Consider the following 17,866-nt stretch of genomic DNA (forward strand, 5'->3'; position numbering starts at 1 on the left):
GTCCGTAAAGACTTAGTATTATCTCCTTTTAAAACGCTAGTAAAGGCCTACCATTCAGCAAAAGCTATCATTTAAAGTCCCTGCTGAACGAAGTGCCTCTGCAAACGAAAATAAAACTGTAATGAAATGATCTTAGCGATCGTAGCGTTTAAATTATTTTTAATGTTCGCGAACTATAGGAAGAGAGTGTATATCCTATGAATTCGGTTAAGATTTTTTTTATGGTAATGCGGTTTTTAAAGGTTTGAAATATCGAATGATTTTTCAATATAGGGCACAGTTTAAACATTAACTAATTTTTTTAAATTAAAACTAATCATAGCAAATTCTATAAAAATTACCAGTATTTCCCTAACGTCAAAAAGAAACTTCCAGCTTCGGGCTCCCATCTTCCAGCTTCACGCTTCACGCACTTTGGCCAGCTTATTGTTGCTTGTTTTTCACTGCAATATCAAAAAAAGCTATCATATGGAAATTGAAAAAATTGTACAGAATCAGAGAGAATTTTTCAAGACTCAGCAAACCAGGAGTCTTGCCTTTCGGAAAATGTATCTTGAAAAGCTCAAAAATTTGATCATTTCAAATGAAGATACCCTGTATGAAGCTATTCATAAAGATTTTGGTAAGTCTAAGTTTGATACATTTACCACAGAAATTTCTTTTATTCTGAATGATATTGATTATTATCTGAAAAATCTGAAATCTCTTGCAAAGCCTAAAAAAGTAAGCACCAATCTCGTCAACCAGCTCGGAAACAGTAAAATTTATTCAGATCCGTTGGGGTGTATTCTGGTTATAGGTGCCTGGAACTATCCTTACCAACTCTCACTTTCTCCCATCATTGCTGCAATAGCCGCAGGAAACTGTTGTATTGTTAAACCTAGTGAAATTGCCGAAAATACAATGAAAGTGATGTGCAAAATCATCAATGAAAATTTCCCATCCGAATATTTGTATGCTTATGAAGGGGGTATTGACGAAACCACTGAACTTTTAACCATAAAATTTGACAAAATATTTTTCACCGGAAGCACTAAAGTCGGGAAAATTGTATACAAGGCTGCTGCAGAACATCTGACTCCCGTCGTTCTTGAATTGGGTGGTAAATCTCCGGCGATTGTCACTAAAGAAGCCCATCTTGAAACAGCTGCCAAAAGAATTGTATGGGGAAAATTTCTGAACGCCGGACAAACCTGTGTAGCTCCTGACTACTTACTTATTGAAGAAAGCGTCCAAGAACAGTTTCTGGAAATGCTCAGAAAATATATTAAAGAGTTTCAATACACCCCTGATGCAGATCAGTATACAAGAATTATCAACACCAGAAATTTTCAACGACTTATCAAACTTATTGACAACGAAAAAGTCTACTTCGGAGGACATTATGACGAAGAAAAATTGTATATAGAACCTACCATCATGACTCAAATAGATTGGGAAGATTCTGTTATGGAAGAAGAAATCTTTGGTCCCATTCTACCTGTGATCAGTTTTAAAAACTTCAATATGATGATTAATATTGTTGCCGGACACGAAAAACCACTTGCAGCATACCTCTTTACCCATAATTCAGAAGAAAAAGAAATATTTACAAGAAAACTCTCTTTTGGAGGAGGTTGTATCAATGATTGTGTCATGCATTTAAGCAATGACAATTTACCTTTTGGAGGGGTTGGAAACTCAGGGATTGGAAATTATCATGGAAAATATGGTTTCGAAACGTTTTCTCATCAGAAATCCATTCTGGAAAAAACAACGTGGGGAGAACCGAATATCAAATATCCACCCTATTCTGAGAAAAAATTAAGCTGGATTAAAAAATTGCTCTGAAAACCTGTAACAAAGACATTTGATAATTTCTCTCGCAGATTTTGCTGATTGAGCAGATACTTATTTCGAATCTGCGTTATCTGCAAAATCCGCGAGATATTAATAAAAAAGGTTGCTTCTATATAGAGAAACAACCTTTTATTTTTATGCTTTAGGTTTCCATTCGTTGAAGAATGCTTTTACCTTTTCAAGGCTATATCCTTTTCCGTCTTCGAATACATCACTCTGCTGAATTTTAATCATTTTACCATTTTTATCCAACACGATGAAGACCGGGTACCCAAATTTATCGCCCGGATTGTCATATTGAGCAAAAACTTTCTCGTTTTTATTATCTGGAGAGAAATTCAGATGATAATACTCAAAGTTTTTATCTACCAATTCTTTCAATTCAGGAGTAGTTTGTACAAAGTTATTAAAACGAAGACACCAGATACACCAGTTACCTCCTGCCTGAATCATAATATTTTTTCCTTCTTTCTTTGCTTTGACAATCAATTTATTGATATCTGCCTGAGCATCCGCTTTTGGATTATAAGGTTTAGGAAGCTTGGCTTTTTCTTCACCGGCCTTCTTTTTTGCTTCTAATTCAGTCTGTTCTGTCGGCACGATAAGAGCCGTTTTTTGCTTCCCGTTATCGGGCATATTCTTTACATCCTGCGAAAAAGCGAAAAAGCTTAAACCCAGGAAAGCTAACATTGTCATTTTTTTCATAACATAAAAATAAAAAAATAATATTATCCATCAGCAAAAATAGAACCATAATTTTATTATCACTAAATTTGCCTGTTTTATGAATTTTTTAATCAAAATATTATACTTCATCTCTAAACTTCCGCTTAAAATATTGTATGTTTTTTCGGACGTTATCTTCTTCCTCAACTATTATCTGGTTGGGTATAGAAAAAAGGTGATTACGCAGAATCTGAGAAACTCTTTTCCTGATAAGTCGGAAAAAGAAATCAAAGAAATCCGAAAAAAGTTTTACCTGAATTTTTCAGACTACCTCGTAGAAACAATAAAATCTTTCAGTATCTCTGAAACAGAAGCCAGGGTAAGAATGCAACACATTAACCAGGATTTATTTCATGAGATTCAAAAAGAAGGTAAAAATATCATTCTACTTGCCGGACATGTTTTCAACTGGGAATGGATTAATGCTTTGGCCAGAATTGTTCCTCAAAAACATTGTCATCCGGTTTATAGAAAAGTAAACAGTGATTTTTGGGAAAATCAGATGAAAAAAGTCCGTAATAAATTCGGAAATGAAGCATTGGAAGCTAATGAAGTAATTAGAAATATTTTCAGAACCAAGAATGACGGAGGTTCAATTTATATGTTCGTTGCTGACCAAACGCCTCACTTTTCCCATGTTACCTATGGATTAGAGTTTTTAAACCAAAGAACTCCGGCTTTCATCGGGTATGATAAACTGGCTACCAGAATGGATCTGGCATTTATCTATTGTGAGATGAAAAAAGTAAAACGTGGGTATTATCAGGTTAATTATTACAGGATCTATCCGGATAATGAAAAATTTACAGAACATGAAGTCGTAAGAAAGTTTCATAAGTTACTGGAAAATACCCTACGTAAACATCCGGACAATTACCTTTGGTCGCACAGGAAATGGAAATATCAGGATTCTATCAAAACTTATGATTCTGATAAAAAATAGGAGATATACATGCAGAAAAAACTGGCGGTTGCCATCTTAAACTGGAACGGTAAAAACTGGCTTGAAAAATTTCTTCCCGGTGTAGTTCAATATTCTCAGAATGCAGATATTTATGTTATTGATAATCTTTCTACTGATGACTCATTATCATTCCTCAGTACAAACTTCCCTACGGTAAAGATTATTAAAAATGATAAAAATTACGGATTTGCAGGAGGCTATAATGAAGGATTAAAATCCGTCACCAATGAATTTTATTGTCTTCTTAACTCTGATGTAGAGGTTACGGAGAATTGGATTGAACCTGTTTTAGAATTATTCGAAAAAGATGCTTCTATTTCCGCCATTCAGCCTAAGGTTCTATCCTATTCCAACAAAAAATATTTTGAATTTGCAGGAGCAGCGGGAGGATTGATTGATAATCTTGGTTATCCGTATTGCCGGGGAAGAATTTTCGACCATTTGGAAGAAGACAAGGGACAATACGATGATGAAACTGAAATTTTCTGGGCATCCGGCTGTAGTTTTTTTATCCGCTCAAAAGATTTTTGGGACCAACAGGGCTTCGATGAGTGTTTCTTTGCTCATCAGGAAGAAATCGATCTGTGCTGGCGACTGATTAATGCCGGGAAAAAGATTTTTTATACCGGAAAATCTACAGTATATCACGTAGGAGGAGGAACTTTAAATAAACAAAGTGCACAAAAGACCTATCTGAATATCAGAAACAACCTCTCCATGATGCTTAAAAATCTTCCTTTTCCTCAATTAATCTGGTTGATTTTCTTTAGGCTTTGCCTGGATGGAGTAGCCGGAATTTATTTTGGATTAAAAAATGGATTTCCTCACCTTTGGGCAGTTTTAAGGGCTCACTTTGGCTTTTACGGGCAATTTCGCGGAACCTGGAAACTGCGTCAAGAGCACCAAAAGGTGGAATTTTACCAATCAAAATGGTTGATTTTCAAACACTTTTTGGGAGGAAAGTAGTAGGTGGCAGATGATGGGTAATACATTGCAGAGATTAGGAAAAATTACCACTTCCTATACTTGTTTTGAGCTAAGACTCATTAGAGTAAAATTTCATAACTTCAATTAACCTTAAGCTTTAAACCCAAAACCTTGAACATCAAATTCTAAACAAGAGAACCAGTAACCAGCAACAATAACAACCAATAACTTATAATTTAAAACAATGGACTTCTGCGCAATAGATTTTGAAACGGCCACTCACGAGAAAAGTTCTGCATGTGAAATGGGTATTTGTATCGTTCAGGATTCAAAAATTGTGGAGACCAAAACATGGCTAATTAAGCCCCCGAGTTTTCCCTATTTCAGTAAATTTAATATTGCCGTACACGGAATTCATCCTGAAGATGTAAAAGATGCCCCTACGTTTGATGAAATCTGGTACGAGGCTCAGGATATGATGTATGGAAGTTTAATGATTGCCCATAACGCCGGTTTTGACGCTTCTGTTTTAAGGGGATGTATCGAGCATTACGGTATGTTCACTCCCAATTTAAACTATTTATGTAGCATACAACTGGCAAAAAAATCATGGAATTATCTTCCAAAATATGGACTGAAGCCATTAGCAGAGTATCATAAAATTGATTTCAATCACCACAGGGCGGGAGCTGATGCAGAGGTATGTGCCAAAATTTCTTTATTGGCTTTTGAGAAGCTCTTCCTCACCAGTAATGATGAAGTAAATGAATATATGAAAGCAAAAATTAAAAAGCTTTAATAATACAGCTAAAAGACCCGGGTTCTATTACCTGTACCAGTCATTGATTTGACAAAACTATTAATTACTTAAAACTTCAGACAACAGATTGAATTTCGGGATATCAATCTCAAAAGTCTCCTGTGTTTCCAAGTTTTTAACCAGGTATTTCCCGCTCATATTTCCTACTCCGGAGCGAAGCATTACATTGGAAAAATAGGAGAAATTTTCACCTGTGCCTATTTCAGGAGTAAGGCCTATTACACCGTCTCCTATAATCTCGGTATATCCAAATCCTACGTCAAAGATTAACCATTTTCTTTTCAATACTTTTATCGGAAAACCTCCATCGTTTTCTATGGTTATATTGTACTTGAAAACGTACCGGTTTTCGGATGGATAACTGTTTTTACTATCATATTCAGGTATTACTGAAACTTTGATATTAGAAGTCATTTTTGAGAACATCATAATTGTATTTTCTTAATAGATACAAAAATCTCGCCTTTTTTGAGGCGAGATTGTATATTTATATTATAATTTTATTAAAAACTATAATCCAAGGCCTTTTCTTTCGTCACCTCCCAATAATATTTCAACCGGGTTATCGATTCCTTCTTTTACTGCGACAAGGAATCCTACAGATTCTTTACCGTCAATAATTCTGTGGTCATAAGACATTGCAACGTACATCATTGGTCTGATTACCACTTGTCCGTCAACAGCCACTGGTCTCTGGATAATGTTGTGCATTCCTAAGATTGCAGATTGAGGAGGATTGATGATTGGTGTAGACATCATAGATCCGAAAGTACCACCGTTAGTAATAGTGAAAGTACCCCCTGTCATTTCGTCAACAGTAATTTTACCGTCTCTTACTTTGACAGCAAGATCTTTGATATTTGCTTCAACAGCGCTGAAAGACATATTTTCTGCATTTCTCAATACAGGCACCATTAATCCTTTAGGACCTGAAACGGCAATAGAAATATCACAGAAATCATAGTTTACTTTGAAATCTCCGTCGATCGATGCGTTTACATCCGGATACATCTGTAATGCTCTTGTCACTGCTTTTGTAAAGAAAGACATGAAACCTAGTCCTACTCCGTGCTTTTGAGCAAATTCTTCTTTATATTGCTTTCTTAATCTGAAGATTTCAGACATGTCAACTTCATTGAAAGTTGTTAACATCGCTGTTTCATTCTTCACAGAAACTAATCTCTGAGCGATTTTTCTTCTTAAAACTGAAAGTTTAGTCGTTGTAGTCGTTCTTGCACCGGTAGCAGTAAGAGGGCTTCCTCCTAATGCAGGAACTGCAGCTAATTCAGCATCAGTCTTAGTGATTCTTCCGTCTCTTCCTGTTCCTGAAACTTGTCCTGCATCTACTCCTTTTTCATCAAGAATTTTCTTAGCAGCCGGAGATGGAGCTCCTGTAGCATAAGTTTGTGTTGCAGCAACCGGAGCAGCTGGTTTTGGAGCTTCTTGTTTAGCAGGCTCAGCAGCTTTTGGAGCTTCTTCCTGTTTCGGAGCTTCAGCAACAGGTGCAGCACCCGCTGGTTTTGCAGCATCCATATCAATTAAACAAACTACCTGACCTACTTGTACTACATCACCTTCTTCTGCCTTTAAAGTGATAATACCACTTTGTTCTGCAGGCAATTCAAGAGTTGCTTTATCTGAATCCACTTCGGCGATAGGTTGATCTTTTTCTACATAATCACCATCTTTTACAAGCCAAGTTGCAATTTCAACTTCTGTAATTGATTCGCCTGGTGAAGGAACTTTCATTTCTAAAACTGACATATCGAGTATTTTTTATTTTTTAATTGAATATTATTTAAATTAAGCTGTAACGGGTCTTTTTGCAGGAGCATCATCTCTGTCAAAAACTTTATTGATCACTGCATTTTGGTTTTTCTCAAACATTTTGTGGCTACCAGGAGCTGGAGCACCGCTTGGTACCGGAGAAACTACCTGGATTCCTGTATCTCTGAAGTTTCTTAAGATATAAGACCAGGCACCCATATTTTCAGGCTCTTCCTGAGCCCATACCAGTTCTTTTCTGTTTTCGTACTTGCTGAAGATCGCTTCAATAGCATCTGTCTGAAGTGGATACAACTGCTCAAATCTTACTAATGCAATATTCTCACAATTTAATTCTTCTTTCTTCGCTAATAATTCGAAGTACAGTTTTCCTGAACAAAGAACTAATTTTTCTACTTTTTTAGGATCTGCAGTAGGATCGTCTAAGATTGGCTGGAATGAACCGGTAGCAAAATCTTCAAGCGGAGAAACTACTTTAGGGTGTCTCAATAAAGATTTAGGACTCATTACTACCAATGGTTTTCTGAATGCCCATTTCAACTGTCTTCTCAATAAGTGGAAATAGTTGGCAGGTGAAGTAATATTTGCTACCACCATGTTTTCGTTGGCACAAAGAGTAAGGAATCTTTCCAATCTTGCTGAAGAGTGCTCAGCACCTTGTCCTTCTGAACCGTGAGGTAACAACATTACCAATCCGTTCTGAAGTTTCCATTTTTCTTCCGCAGCAGCCAGATATTGGTCAACAATGATCTGAGCTCCGTTTACAAAGTCTCCGAACTGAGCTTCCCAGATCGTTAATGTATTTGGAGAAGCCATTGCATATCCGTAGTCAAATCCTAAAACACCATATTCTGAAAGATGAGAGTTGAATACATCAAATCTACTTTCTGAGACATGTCTTAAAGGGATATATTCTTCTTCTGTATCTTCTGTTTTTACCACAGCATGTCTGTGAGAGAAAGTACCTCTTTCTACATCTTCTCCGGAAATTCTTACATTGTGACCTTCAACAAGAAGGGTAGCATAGGCTAGCCACTCTCCTAACGCCCAATCTAATGAGTTTCCATCAATAGCCTTGATACGGTTATCAAAAAGTCTGGTAATTTTGTTGATAAACTTTTTATCAGCCGGAAGTGTCGACATTTTAAGAGCCAACTCCTTCAATTTAGCTAAATCATATTTTGTATCAACCGGTAATTGAAGTGCTCCTCTTTTTCCGATTGGGTAGTTTACCCAGTCTTCAGCCATGAACAAGTCCATTACATTTTTCTCAATTTCTTTGGAAGCATCAAAGTCTTTATCTAAAAGCGCCTTGAATTCCGTTTCCATTTTAGCAATTACATCATTGGAAGTAATACTGTCTTTAAGCAATTTATCTTTATAAATTTCTCTTGGATTCGGGTGTTTTGAAATTGTTTTATATAAATTAGGTTGAGTAAATCTTGGTTCGTCACCTTCATTGTGACCATATTTTCTATATCCTAAAAGATCGATGTAAACATCTTTTCCGAATTTTGCTCTGAAATCAGCAGCAAAGTGGATCGCGTGAACAACAGCTTCAGCATCATCAGCATTGACGTGCATTACAGGAGATTCTGTAACTTTTGCAATGTCTGTACAATATGTGGAAGACCTTGCATCCATGTAGTTTGTTGTAAATGAAACCTGGTTATTTACCACAATATGAACAGTACCACCTGTTTTGTAACCTTCCAAAGTCATCATCTGAGCAACTTCGTACGCAATACCTTGTCCGGCGATAGCCCCATCACCATGGATGATGATCGGTAATACTTTAGAATAATCTTTGTATTTGTCATCCACTTTCGCACGGCAGATACCTTCTACAAGAGCTGCTACCGTTTCAAGGTGAGACGGGTTGGGTGTCAGGTTGATACAAACTTCTTCTCCTGAAGCAGTTTTGATTTTTTTAGAAGACCCTAAGTGATATTTAACGTCACCGGAGAATACATCTTCTTCAAATTCCTTTCCTTCAAATTCTGAGAAAATCTGCTTGTAAGATTTCCCGAAAATATTGGTCAGTACATTTAATCTCCCTCTGTGGGCCATCCCTAATACTACTTCGTCAACACCAAGTTGAGAAGATCTTGAGATCAACTGATCTAAAGCAGGGATTAATGTTTCACCACCTTCTAATGAGAATCTTTTTTGTCCTACAAATTTTGTGTGAAGATAGTTTTCAAAGGCTACAGCCTGATTTAATTTTAATAAGATTTCTGTTTTTTCATTTGCAGAAAGGCTTGGGTGGTTTTCATTTACCTGAAGCCATTTCTTAATAAAATCTTTTTCTTCAACATTGTTAATGTATGTATATTCTACTCCAATAGAATCACAGTAGATATTTTCAAGATGTTTAATCAAATCTGCAAGCGTAGCAGGCTCTTTCATTCCTGTTTCTACAGCACAGTTGAATTTTGTATTTAAATCCTCTTTGGAAAGACCGAAATTTTCGATATCCAAAGTTGGGGTATAGTGTCTTCTTTCTCTAACAGGGTTTGTTTTTGTAAAGAGGTGTCCTCTTGTTCTATAAGCCTCAATAAGGTTTACTACCTTAAATTCTTTCTTGATGTGCTCAGGAACCTCTCCGTTTGATACTGCCTGAGAAATTTGCTGTACTGCCGGAGCAGCATTGGCCGAAGCCTGAATAAATTGAATGCTATCGTCATCTCCGTAGTTCTCCAAAGCAAAATCGAAGCCTTGAAAGAAAGCTTTCCATGATGGTTCTAAAGAGTCCGGGAATTTTAAGTACTGTTGGTATAAATCCTCAATTAACTGAGAATGAGCTGCGTTTAGGAATGAAAATCTGTCCATTATTACAGTTTATCTATTTATTAAAATTTATTTGTAGAATTAATCTTCAAATTTAATAAAAAAAACCGAGTTAGAACAGTCTCAAACCGTTAAAAAAAGTTAGGAAAAAATTAATTTTTAAAAAACTACTTAAACACTGATAATGAGAGCTTAACGTTTACAGCTTCTCCTTCCATCGGACGCTCAATAAACGTTTGACGGATGTCTCCGAAGCGCATTTCGTCTTTTTTGGCTTTTTGAATCAATTGCTGAATCGCCTTAATTCGTCCTTCATAGCCTCCTTTATAGTACATCACATAATTTTCCGTTGGATTTATGGTCCTAAAATTAAAATTATTATCAGTTACCCCAATTTTCTTGGAAAGTGGAATTCCGAGGAAGTAAGACACCTCTTTGTCTTTGTAATTGTCGGCATCTGTAATCAGAACCGGATACCCAACTTCATCATCTTTTTTACCAAGATCCATCGATACAAAATTATAGATTTTGTTATAATTCATCACGATATTTTTGTACAAGGCATCTTTCTTGTTGGATGTGCTCACATTGATCCCCAAAATAAGCATATCTTCCTCTTTTTCTACCATGAGGCTATCATATTTGATGGCTGCCATGAGGTTATCTTTTTCAACCTTATTTCCTAAGACATTCTTGAGATTAACCATGCTTTTGGTAATATTTTCCGCAAAGCGGTCTTCTGTCCAGAAATTTTCTACTCTTCTCCAAACCGAAAGTTTGGGTGTATGTACATACCATGTAATTCTGGTCTTTTCCGCAGAAACAGGTTTAAATTTAACGTCTACCAGTGTGGGATTGGCATTTTCATCTTCAAAAAGCTGATATTTTAAAGTTTTATTGGGATTCTCATACCTGATAAACATTTCACCGTCGGTATCATTTTTAGGATCTACATAACTGATGGCACTTCCCTGTCCTTCATACGGTGTATAATAATCAATATCTATAGACTGTGAGCTGGAAAAAAAATTATTCCATCTTGTAAAATTCTGAAGATTGTTAAACTGAGTAAAGACTTTATCTACCGGATAATCGATTTCTTTTTCGATTGTAAAGTTTTTACTTTCGTCCACAAAATAATACATGGAAGCAGCATAAGCACCTCCAAGCAAAATTATAAATACCGTTACTATTTTAAAAATACGCATCGCACAAAAATAATACAAATAAAAAAAGTGACCAATATGCTGATCACTCTAGTTGTATGTTTAACAATAATTAACCTGTTAAAGGCTGGAAACTGAATGAGAAAATAAGTAAGTTACTATTTGACATATAGTTACCAGCTATACTTTGATTGAAATGACTCTAATGATGTTGGATAGTCTAAGATTAGCAAAACAAAAAGCTCTGGTCATTCTTCGACTTGAATAATTTCCATCTTCCATTCTCCGGCTTCGTCACTACTTATCCTATATGAATACCCGGAGGCAACACGGCTCCCTTCTTCACCACAACAATACCATCCTGTACAGAATGAGTACCATAATCGCCATCAGGAATATGCTTTCCTCCAATAATTTTGACATTATCCCCGATATAACAGTTTTTGTCCAGAATTGCTTTTTCTATATAACAGTATTTCCCAATTCCCATATTGGGGCGACCAGCCCTGTCATTGAGAACAATTTCGGTAGTATTCTGATAGAAATCAGCACCCATTACATAAGAGTTTACAATGGTACTGCCTTTATCAATTCTGGTCCTGTTTCCAATGACTGAATTTTCTATTTTATCAGCCATAATGATGCATCCGTCTCCAAAAACCGCTTTGCTTACATAAGAGCCATTGATCTTCGATGGTGGAAGCATTCTTGCTCTTGTGTAGATAGGAGAAGAAGAAAAGAGATTGAATTGCGGAAGATCAAGACAAAGATCAAGATTGGCTTCGTAGAACGATTCAATGGTTCCAATATCCGTCCAATACCCTTCGTATTGGTAGCTCAATGTTTTATATTTACCAATAGAACTTGGAATAATATCTTTTCCAAAATCATCACCGGCGCCTTCTTCAAACATTTTTTTCAGAATATTTTTAGTAAAAATATAGATTCCCATAGAGGCCAGGAAGTCTTTTCCTTTAAGTTTATTTTCGTCAGACACTTCAGATTTCAGACCTTCCAGCATATCATAATCCGGTTTTTCATAGAAAGACGTAATATTTCCTTCGTCATCGGATTTCAAAATTCCAAATCCTGTTGCGTCTTTTGCATTGACCGGAATGGTTGCAATCGTCAGATCACCACCGTTTTCAATATGAAAATCGAGCATTTCTCTAAAATCCATCTGATAGAGCTGATCTCCTGAAAGAATTAAAATATAATCATAGTCATATTTTTCAAGATGTTTCATAGACTGACGTACAGCATCAGCAGTTCCCTGATACCAACTTTCGTTTTCTACGTTTTGTTCTGCCGCCAGAATATCAACAAAGCCCTTACTGAAAATATCAAAGTGATAAGAATTTTTAATATGTGAATTTAAAGAGGCTGAATTAAACTGAGTCAGGACCAAAATCTTGTTCAATCCCGAGTTCAGACAATTGGAAATAGGAATATCTACCAATCTGTATTTTCCTGCAATCGGTACTGCCGGTTTTGATCTAGAATAGGTTAACGGGAATAATCTTGTCCCTCTGCCGCCTCCCAGTACAATGGAGATTACATTTCGTTTCATAAATATCTTGCGTGTTTTTTTATTTTATTAAATATACAGTTTTATTTTTGGTGTTTACGTGAAGTCTACAGCAATTTATTTGCTCATTATTTTCATTAAAGCCATATACTTCCACTTCATAGGTTCCGGGATCATCCAGTAGCAATACTTCCTTGTCAACGCCGTCAATTTCGATATGATGCTTTTCAAGCTCTTCCCTAAAAGGTTTATTTGTAATTAAGACATCCATGATATCGGCTTGAGCCATCGCCGCCTCATTAATATCTTTTTCATATCTCATCTTCCAGTCCTTTCCATATTTCTTTTCTATTTCCACATATGTCTTCCTGTTTTTATCCTCTATTTTTCGTTCCATTTTGCTGTTAACAACACAACCTGCACCTGCTTTATACTTTATTTTCCATTTTTCTGAAATCATTTCTTCCAGCCGCAATCGCTCACCATTTGGATAACCATAATACAAGATCGTAAAATAAGAAACATCCCCTGATGCGCTATTTTTTCCTGTCAGCACATTTCTTGTTGTGCAAGAAATAACACTTGTTACCAATATCAAAAAAAGATAAGCTCTTATCATCTCAGCTATTATATAAAGCTATGTATTTTTCGGCAGATTTTTCCCATGCAAAATCAAAACTCATATTGGCATGAATAAGATCTTCCATCACTCCTTTTTGATTGTAAATTGCCAATGCCCTGTTCATCGCATGTACAATGTCATCAACCCCCGGATAGGTAAAATTCAACCCTGCTCCTCCGGTTGAAATATCTTCAACAGTATCTCTGAGACCACCTGTATATCTTACGATGGGTACTGTACCATATCTCATTGAATACATCTGATTCAATCCACAAGGCTCTACTCTTGAAGGCATCAACAGAAAATCTGCAGATGCATACATTTTATGGGAAAGATGCTCTTTATATCCCAGATCCACAGCAAAGTTGGTATAGGTATAATCATATTCTTTCAATTTATTCTCAATATATGTATTTCCTGATCCGAGAATCATAATATTTAAAGCACCATAGCTCTGTTTGATACTTCTCCAGACTACATCTGGCAGGAGGTCGGCGCCTTTTTCAGTGGCAAACCTTCCAATGAAAGCAAACAAAGGAAGTTCAGGTTTTAAACCATATTCTTCACAAAGTCTTTCTTTATTTTTCTTTTTTTGAGCAAGGGCATTTTTACGATTAAAATTAAAATCCAGCATTGGATCTGTTTCAGGATTCCAGACTTCTGTATCAATCCCGTTAATAATTCCATAGGCTTTCCCAAACTCCTGCCGTACCAGGCTCTCCAGGCCACGGAAACTGACAAAGAGCTCTTCGAGATATCCTTCAGAAACGGTGGTAAAGGCATCAGAACATTTAATCATACTTGCCAGCGGGTTGATCAATCCGTTCCAATCCAGTAATCCCCATTTATAGGAATCAAATGAAGGCATATAATTGACCATATTCCAGCTCATCATCCCTTGATATTCTCCGTTATGAATTGTTCCTATTGTTTTCACTCCTTTAAGAGATTCAAACCCGGGACAATATTTCACCATAAAAGGGACCAATCCGGTGTGGTAATCATGGCAATGTAAAACATCCGGACAAATTTTCATTGCCGTCATCCAATGCAATATTCCATGTTGAAAAGCAAGGAACTGGAAGCTTTCATCCTGATAGCCATAAGGATTATCCCTGTCCAGCAGCCCGGGAATTCTTACCATATACAATTCAAATCCCAAAACATTTGTTTTCTCCCTAAGGACCTGAACCTGTAACATACTGGATCCCTGATGGATAAACCCGTCAAAAACCGCCTCAAACTCATGATCGTAGACAAAGGGTTTGTTATACCACGGCATCACCACCTTAGCATCTATTTCTTTTATTTTATTCTGATATTTTGGTAAAGCCCCTACTACATCAGCAAGGCCACCTACTTTTGCTACAGGATAACATTCTGTACTTAAATGATAAATAACCATCCTTTATCTTCTGTGTTTAATTCTATGTAATTTATACTTTTTATCTTTTTTCTTTCTTAAAACAATTCCTGCGAGTGGTGGTAACTTCAATGTCATTGTTTTTTGATAATTTCTCCATTCTTCATATTTTTCTTCTACTATTTCCGGAACTACTCCACTACCGCTATACTGCCCATCGTCAGAGTTAAAAACCACGTCCCAATGTGTTCCGGTATGAATTCCTACTTTATAATCCAACACTTTAGGAGCCAGATTCAGAATGACCATAAATACATCATCGCGTCGTTTCCCCTTCCTTAAATATACATACACCGAATTTTCCAGATCGTCCGCTTCTACCCATTCAAAACCATGTTTATTAAACTGATTTTCATAAAAAGCAGGCTCAGTGGTATAGATATGGTTCAACTTCTTCACAAGTTCCTGTAATCCTTTATGTACCGGATATTGTAAAAGGTTCCAATCGAGACTGCGGGTAAAATTCCATTCACTCGTTTGCCCAAATTCATCACCCATAAAAAGCAATTTTGCTCCAGGATGAGTAAACATATATACATACAAGGTACGAAGATTGGCAAACTTCTGCCATTCATCGCCTTTCATTTTATAAATCAAACTTGCCTTTCCGTGTACGACTTCATCATGTGATAAAGGCATAATATAATTTTCATTATACATATACATAGAAGCAAATGTAAGTTTATGATGATGGTACTTTCTGTTCTCGAAATCTTCCTTAAAATAGTCTAATGTGTCGTGCATCCATCCCATCATCCATTTCATTCCAAAACCTACACCTCCATCATGAACAGGCTTGGTAAGCATAGGAAAATCCGAACTTTCTTCGGCTATGGTAATAATATTATCTCCAAATTCCTTATAAACTGCAGTATTAAATTCCTGCAAAAAAGTTTTGGCTTCAAGATTTACGTTTTCACCATATATATTAGGTTCCCACTCTCCTTCATTTCTTGAATAATCAAGATGAAGCATTGATGTTACTGCATCTACACGTAAACCGTCGACATGATAACGATCCAGCCAGAACATGGCATTAGAAATAAGGAAAGATTTTACCTCATTCTTACCATAATTGAAGATATGTGACTTCCAGTCGGGATGAAATCCCCTTTTGGGGTCTTCGTGTTCGTACAAGTGCGAACCATCAAAACGGTACAGACCATTGGCATCGCCGGGAAAATGAGACGGAACCCAATCCAGGATAACTCCTATATTATTTTTATGAAGATCATCAATCAAAAACATGAGATCCTGTGGAGATCCGAATCGTGAGGTTGCTGCATAGAAACCTGTAATCTGATAGCCCCAACTTGGCTCATATGGGTATTCCATAACCGGCATCAATTCAACATGAGTAAAACCCATTTCTTTTATATAGGGTACCAGACTCTTTGCAATATCACGATAATTCAAAAACCGATCCGGAAAATCTTCGTTCCGTAACCAAGAACCAAGATGCAATTCGTAGACAGATATTGGTGCATCAAGATTATTTCTCTTCCAACGGTCTTCCATCCAAGCCTGATCACTCCATTCATACCATGTGGTAGACACCAGTGAAGCGGCCTGGATATTCTGTTCCCAACTCAATGCATACGGGTCACTTTTCTCCAGAATGTCCCCCCCCATGGTTTCAATAGCATATTTATACAAAGTTCCCCATGTCAATCCTTCAATAAATCCTTCCCATATTCCGGATTCATCCCATCTTGGAAACAGAATATGATCTTTATGATTCCAGTTATTAAAATTCCCAATCACTGAAACTTTCTTTGCATTGGGTGCCCAGACTGAAAAATAAACTCCTTGTTTTCCATCTTTTTCTACAGAATGCACCCCAAATTTACCATACAGCTTATAATGTCTTCCTTCTTTAAAAAGATAGACATCTTCGTGAGTGAAAAGTGTATAGGTTTTAACAGAATTCATCAAGATGAGATTATATTTATATTTTCCTTGAAACTACGAAAAATACAGATAACAGCGGTTAATTATTCATCAAATAATTATCAAGTTAGCTTTCTTCTTTCGTATGTCTATCAAATATATCAATTTTAAAATCACTTTTTTATAATCTTACAACAATCTTTTTTATTAATTTAACCCCTCTAAACATTATTATAAATACGCACAATGAGGTTTGAAATTTATACAGAAGAAAAAGATGACCGACCGGTATTTATCACCGGAAACTTTAACAGATGGAACCCGAAAGATTACAATTATCAGCTTACACAACTGGATTCCTACAATTATTTCATAGAAATCAGTGATGAAGCTCTTCCTGACGATATTGAATACAAATTTACCAAGGGAGGCTGGGAAAATGTTGAGCTTGACAAGTATGGAAGCATTACCCCCAACCGAAAAGTTAAAAAGTCAGTAAAGAAGATTTCTGATATCGTAAACAAATGGAGGTTAAACTGGGGCCCGTTTAAAGATGAGTTCTTCCCTATTGCGGAAGTTATTTCAGAAGCGTTTTACATTCCACAACTTGATCGTTATCGTAAGGTATGGGCTCTGCTCCCACATGATTATTATATTTCGAATAAGACATATCCGGTTTTGTATCTTCAGGATGCACAAAACCTGTTTAATGAAGGCAGTGATTTCGGAAATTGGGAAATTGATAAAAAGCTATCTATTCTCTCAGAATACGGCCGGGGTGATGTGATTATCATTGCCATAGAGCATGGCAGCCAAAACAGGATTAAAGAATATATTTTTGATAATGACAACGTAGCCAGCGGCTCAGAAGGAAAAAAATACATACGCTTTATTGCTGATACCTTAAAACCCTTTGTGGATGAAAACTACCGGACTAAAAAAGACCGTGAAAATACAGGCATCGGAGGAAGCTCATTAGGAGCACTTATCAGTATTTATAGCGGATTTCTTTATCCCGAAGTTTATTCAAAATTGCTGATCTTCTCTCCTTCACTTTGGGTTGAGCCCAATAATAATTTCCCCATGATGAATTTCAGGGTTCCCTTTAAAACTAAAATCTATTTATATGGTGGCGGCCAGGAAGGATCCAAAATGGTAAAACGGATTCGTATTTTTGAAGAATATTTAAAAAGATGGGAGAAAAAAAATCTTTTTGATTTTGAATTCAGAACCAATATCAATCCTGAAGGTACTCATAGCGAATTTTATTGGTCACAGGAATTTCCGAGAGCTATAGAATGGTTATTTTATGATAATACTGAAAATCCTGTAGAAGTAAAGCCACAACAGCAAAGCGTTAAAAACTAAGCTATAAATAACCCTTTA

At 36.3% G+C, this 17,866-nt stretch carries 14 protein-coding genes; 5 read left to right on the forward strand and 9 right to left on the reverse strand.

Features of this window, described 5'->3' with window-relative positions:
- Positions 1-450: 450 nt before the first annotated feature.
- The gene (locus C1631_RS03730) at positions 451-1,830 is read left to right on the forward strand and encodes an aldehyde dehydrogenase (protein ID WP_262510201.1); all 1,380 of its coding nucleotides are present in this window, start codon (positions 451-453) and stop codon (positions 1,828-1,830) included.
- 144 nt (positions 1,831-1,974) lie between these two features.
- Here C1631_RS03730 and C1631_RS03735 read toward each other — a convergent pair whose 3' ends face one another.
- Positions 1,975-2,475: a thioredoxin family protein gene (locus C1631_RS03735; RefSeq protein WP_438502068.1), complete on the reverse strand. Its 501-nt coding sequence runs from the start codon at positions 2,473-2,475 to the stop codon at positions 1,975-1,977.
- Positions 2,476-2,623: 148 nt separating this feature from the next.
- Here C1631_RS03735 and C1631_RS03740 point away from each other — a divergent pair, with 148 nt between their 5' ends.
- The 3 genes from C1631_RS03740 (at position 2,624) to C1631_RS03750 (ending at position 5,255) form a co-directional block, all read left to right on the forward strand.
- Positions 2,624-3,508, forward strand: a complete 885-nt coding sequence (locus C1631_RS03740) for a lysophospholipid acyltransferase family protein (protein WP_109710546.1) — start codon at positions 2,624-2,626, stop codon at positions 3,506-3,508.
- Between the two features lie 9 nt (positions 3,509-3,517).
- On the forward strand, positions 3,518-4,495 hold the full coding sequence (locus C1631_RS03745) for a glycosyltransferase family 2 protein (protein ID WP_109710547.1): 978 nt from the start codon (positions 3,518-3,520) through the stop codon (positions 4,493-4,495).
- A 205-nt stretch (positions 4,496-4,700) separates the two neighbouring features.
- Positions 4,701-5,255, forward strand: a complete 555-nt coding sequence (locus tag C1631_RS03750; protein ID WP_103250088.1) for a 3'-5' exonuclease — start codon at positions 4,701-4,703, stop codon at positions 5,253-5,255.
- Positions 5,256-5,315: 60 nt separating this feature from the next.
- Here C1631_RS03750 and apaG read toward each other — a convergent pair whose 3' ends face one another.
- From apaG to glgB, 8 genes are all read right to left on the reverse strand, one after another.
- Entirely contained in the window at positions 5,316-5,690 is a 375-nt protein-coding gene (apaG, locus tag C1631_RS03755; protein ID WP_228440997.1) for a Co2+/Mg2+ efflux facilitator ApaG/CorD, read from the reverse strand.
- Positions 5,691-5,786: 96 nt separating this feature from the next.
- Entirely contained in the window at positions 5,787-7,040 is a 1,254-nt protein-coding gene (odhB, locus tag C1631_RS03760) for a 2-oxoglutarate dehydrogenase complex dihydrolipoyllysine-residue succinyltransferase (RefSeq protein WP_109710550.1), read from the reverse strand.
- A gap of 39 nt (positions 7,041-7,079) precedes the next feature.
- Positions 7,080-9,893 (reverse strand): 2-oxoglutarate dehydrogenase E1 component, encoded by a 2,814-nt coding sequence (locus C1631_RS03765; RefSeq protein ID WP_109710552.1) that lies wholly within the window; start codon positions 9,891-9,893, stop codon positions 7,080-7,082.
- Between the two features lie 125 nt (positions 9,894-10,018).
- Positions 10,019-11,059: an SRPBCC domain-containing protein gene (locus C1631_RS03770; protein WP_103250083.1), complete on the reverse strand. Its 1,041-nt coding sequence runs from the start codon at positions 11,057-11,059 to the stop codon at positions 10,019-10,021.
- A gap of 259 nt (positions 11,060-11,318) precedes the next feature.
- Positions 11,319-12,587 (reverse strand): glucose-1-phosphate adenylyltransferase, encoded by a 1,269-nt coding sequence (locus tag C1631_RS03775; RefSeq protein WP_109710553.1) that lies wholly within the window; start codon positions 12,585-12,587, stop codon positions 11,319-11,321.
- A 19-nt stretch (positions 12,588-12,606) separates the two neighbouring features.
- Positions 12,607-13,164 carry an FEKKY domain-containing protein gene (locus tag C1631_RS03780; RefSeq protein ID WP_109710556.1) on the reverse strand — a complete coding sequence of 186 codons (558 nt, stop codon included), beginning with the start codon at positions 13,162-13,164 and terminating at the stop codon, positions 12,607-12,609.
- Between the two features lies 1 nt (position 13,165).
- Positions 13,166-14,572: a glycogen synthase gene (locus C1631_RS03785; RefSeq protein ID WP_109710557.1), complete on the reverse strand. Its 1,407-nt coding sequence runs from the start codon at positions 14,570-14,572 to the stop codon at positions 13,166-13,168.
- A 3-nt stretch (positions 14,573-14,575) separates the two neighbouring features.
- Positions 14,576-16,522 carry a 1,4-alpha-glucan branching protein GlgB gene (gene glgB, locus C1631_RS03790; protein WP_185144644.1) on the reverse strand — a complete coding sequence of 649 codons (1,947 nt, stop codon included), beginning with the start codon at positions 16,520-16,522 and terminating at the stop codon, positions 14,576-14,578.
- A gap of 204 nt (positions 16,523-16,726) precedes the next feature.
- On the opposite strand from glgB, the gene C1631_RS03795 reads away from it, so the two are divergent.
- Positions 16,727-17,848 (forward strand): alpha/beta hydrolase, encoded by a 1,122-nt coding sequence (locus tag C1631_RS03795; protein WP_109710560.1) that lies wholly within the window; start codon positions 16,727-16,729, stop codon positions 17,846-17,848.
- The last annotated feature ends 18 nt before the right edge of the window (positions 17,849-17,866 follow it).

The organism is Chryseobacterium phosphatilyticum (assembly GCF_002899825.2).
GTDB lineage: Bacteria > Bacteroidota > Bacteroidia > Flavobacteriales > Weeksellaceae > Chryseobacterium > Chryseobacterium phosphatilyticum.

What these genes read in the sequence shown, in the direction of transcription:
- C1631_RS03735 (WP_438502068.1), bottom strand. Translation starts at nt 2,475, where the DNA reads ATGCCCGATAACGGGAAGCAAAAAACGGCTCTTATCGTGCCGACAGAA.
- C1631_RS03740 (WP_109710546.1), top strand. Translation starts at nt 2,624, where the DNA reads ATGAATTTTTTAATCAAAATATTATACTTCATCTCTAAACTTCCGCTT.
- C1631_RS03745 (WP_109710547.1), top strand. Translation starts at nt 3,518, where the DNA reads ATGCAGAAAAAACTGGCGGTTGCCATCTTAAACTGGAACGGTAAAAAC.
- C1631_RS03750 (WP_103250088.1), top strand. Translation starts at nt 4,701, where the DNA reads ATGGACTTCTGCGCAATAGATTTTGAAACGGCCACTCACGAGAAAAGT.
- apaG (WP_228440997.1), bottom strand. Translation starts at nt 5,690, where the DNA reads ATGACTTCTAATATCAAAGTTTCAGTAATACCTGAATATGATAGTAAA.
- odhB (WP_109710550.1), bottom strand. Translation starts at nt 7,040, where the DNA reads ATGTCAGTTTTAGAAATGAAAGTTCCTTCACCAGGCGAATCAATTACA.
- C1631_RS03765 (WP_109710552.1), bottom strand. Translation starts at nt 9,893, where the DNA reads ATGGACAGATTTTCATTCCTAAACGCAGCTCATTCTCAGTTAATTGAG.
- C1631_RS03770 (WP_103250083.1), bottom strand. Translation starts at nt 11,059, where the DNA reads ATGCGTATTTTTAAAATAGTAACGGTATTTATAATTTTGCTTGGAGGT.
- C1631_RS03775 (WP_109710553.1), bottom strand. Translation starts at nt 12,587, where the DNA reads ATGAAACGAAATGTAATCTCCATTGTACTGGGAGGCGGCAGAGGGACA.
- C1631_RS03780 (WP_109710556.1), bottom strand. Translation starts at nt 13,164, where the DNA reads ATGATAAGAGCTTATCTTTTTTTGATATTGGTAACAAGTGTTATTTCT.
- C1631_RS03785 (WP_109710557.1), bottom strand. Translation starts at nt 14,572, where the DNA reads ATGGTTATTTATCATTTAAGTACAGAATGTTATCCTGTAGCAAAAGTA.
- glgB (WP_185144644.1), bottom strand. Translation starts at nt 16,522, where the DNA reads ATGAATTCTGTTAAAACCTATACACTTTTCACTCACGAAGATGTCTAT.
- C1631_RS03795 (WP_109710560.1), top strand. Translation starts at nt 16,727, where the DNA reads ATGAGGTTTGAAATTTATACAGAAGAAAAAGATGACCGACCGGTATTT.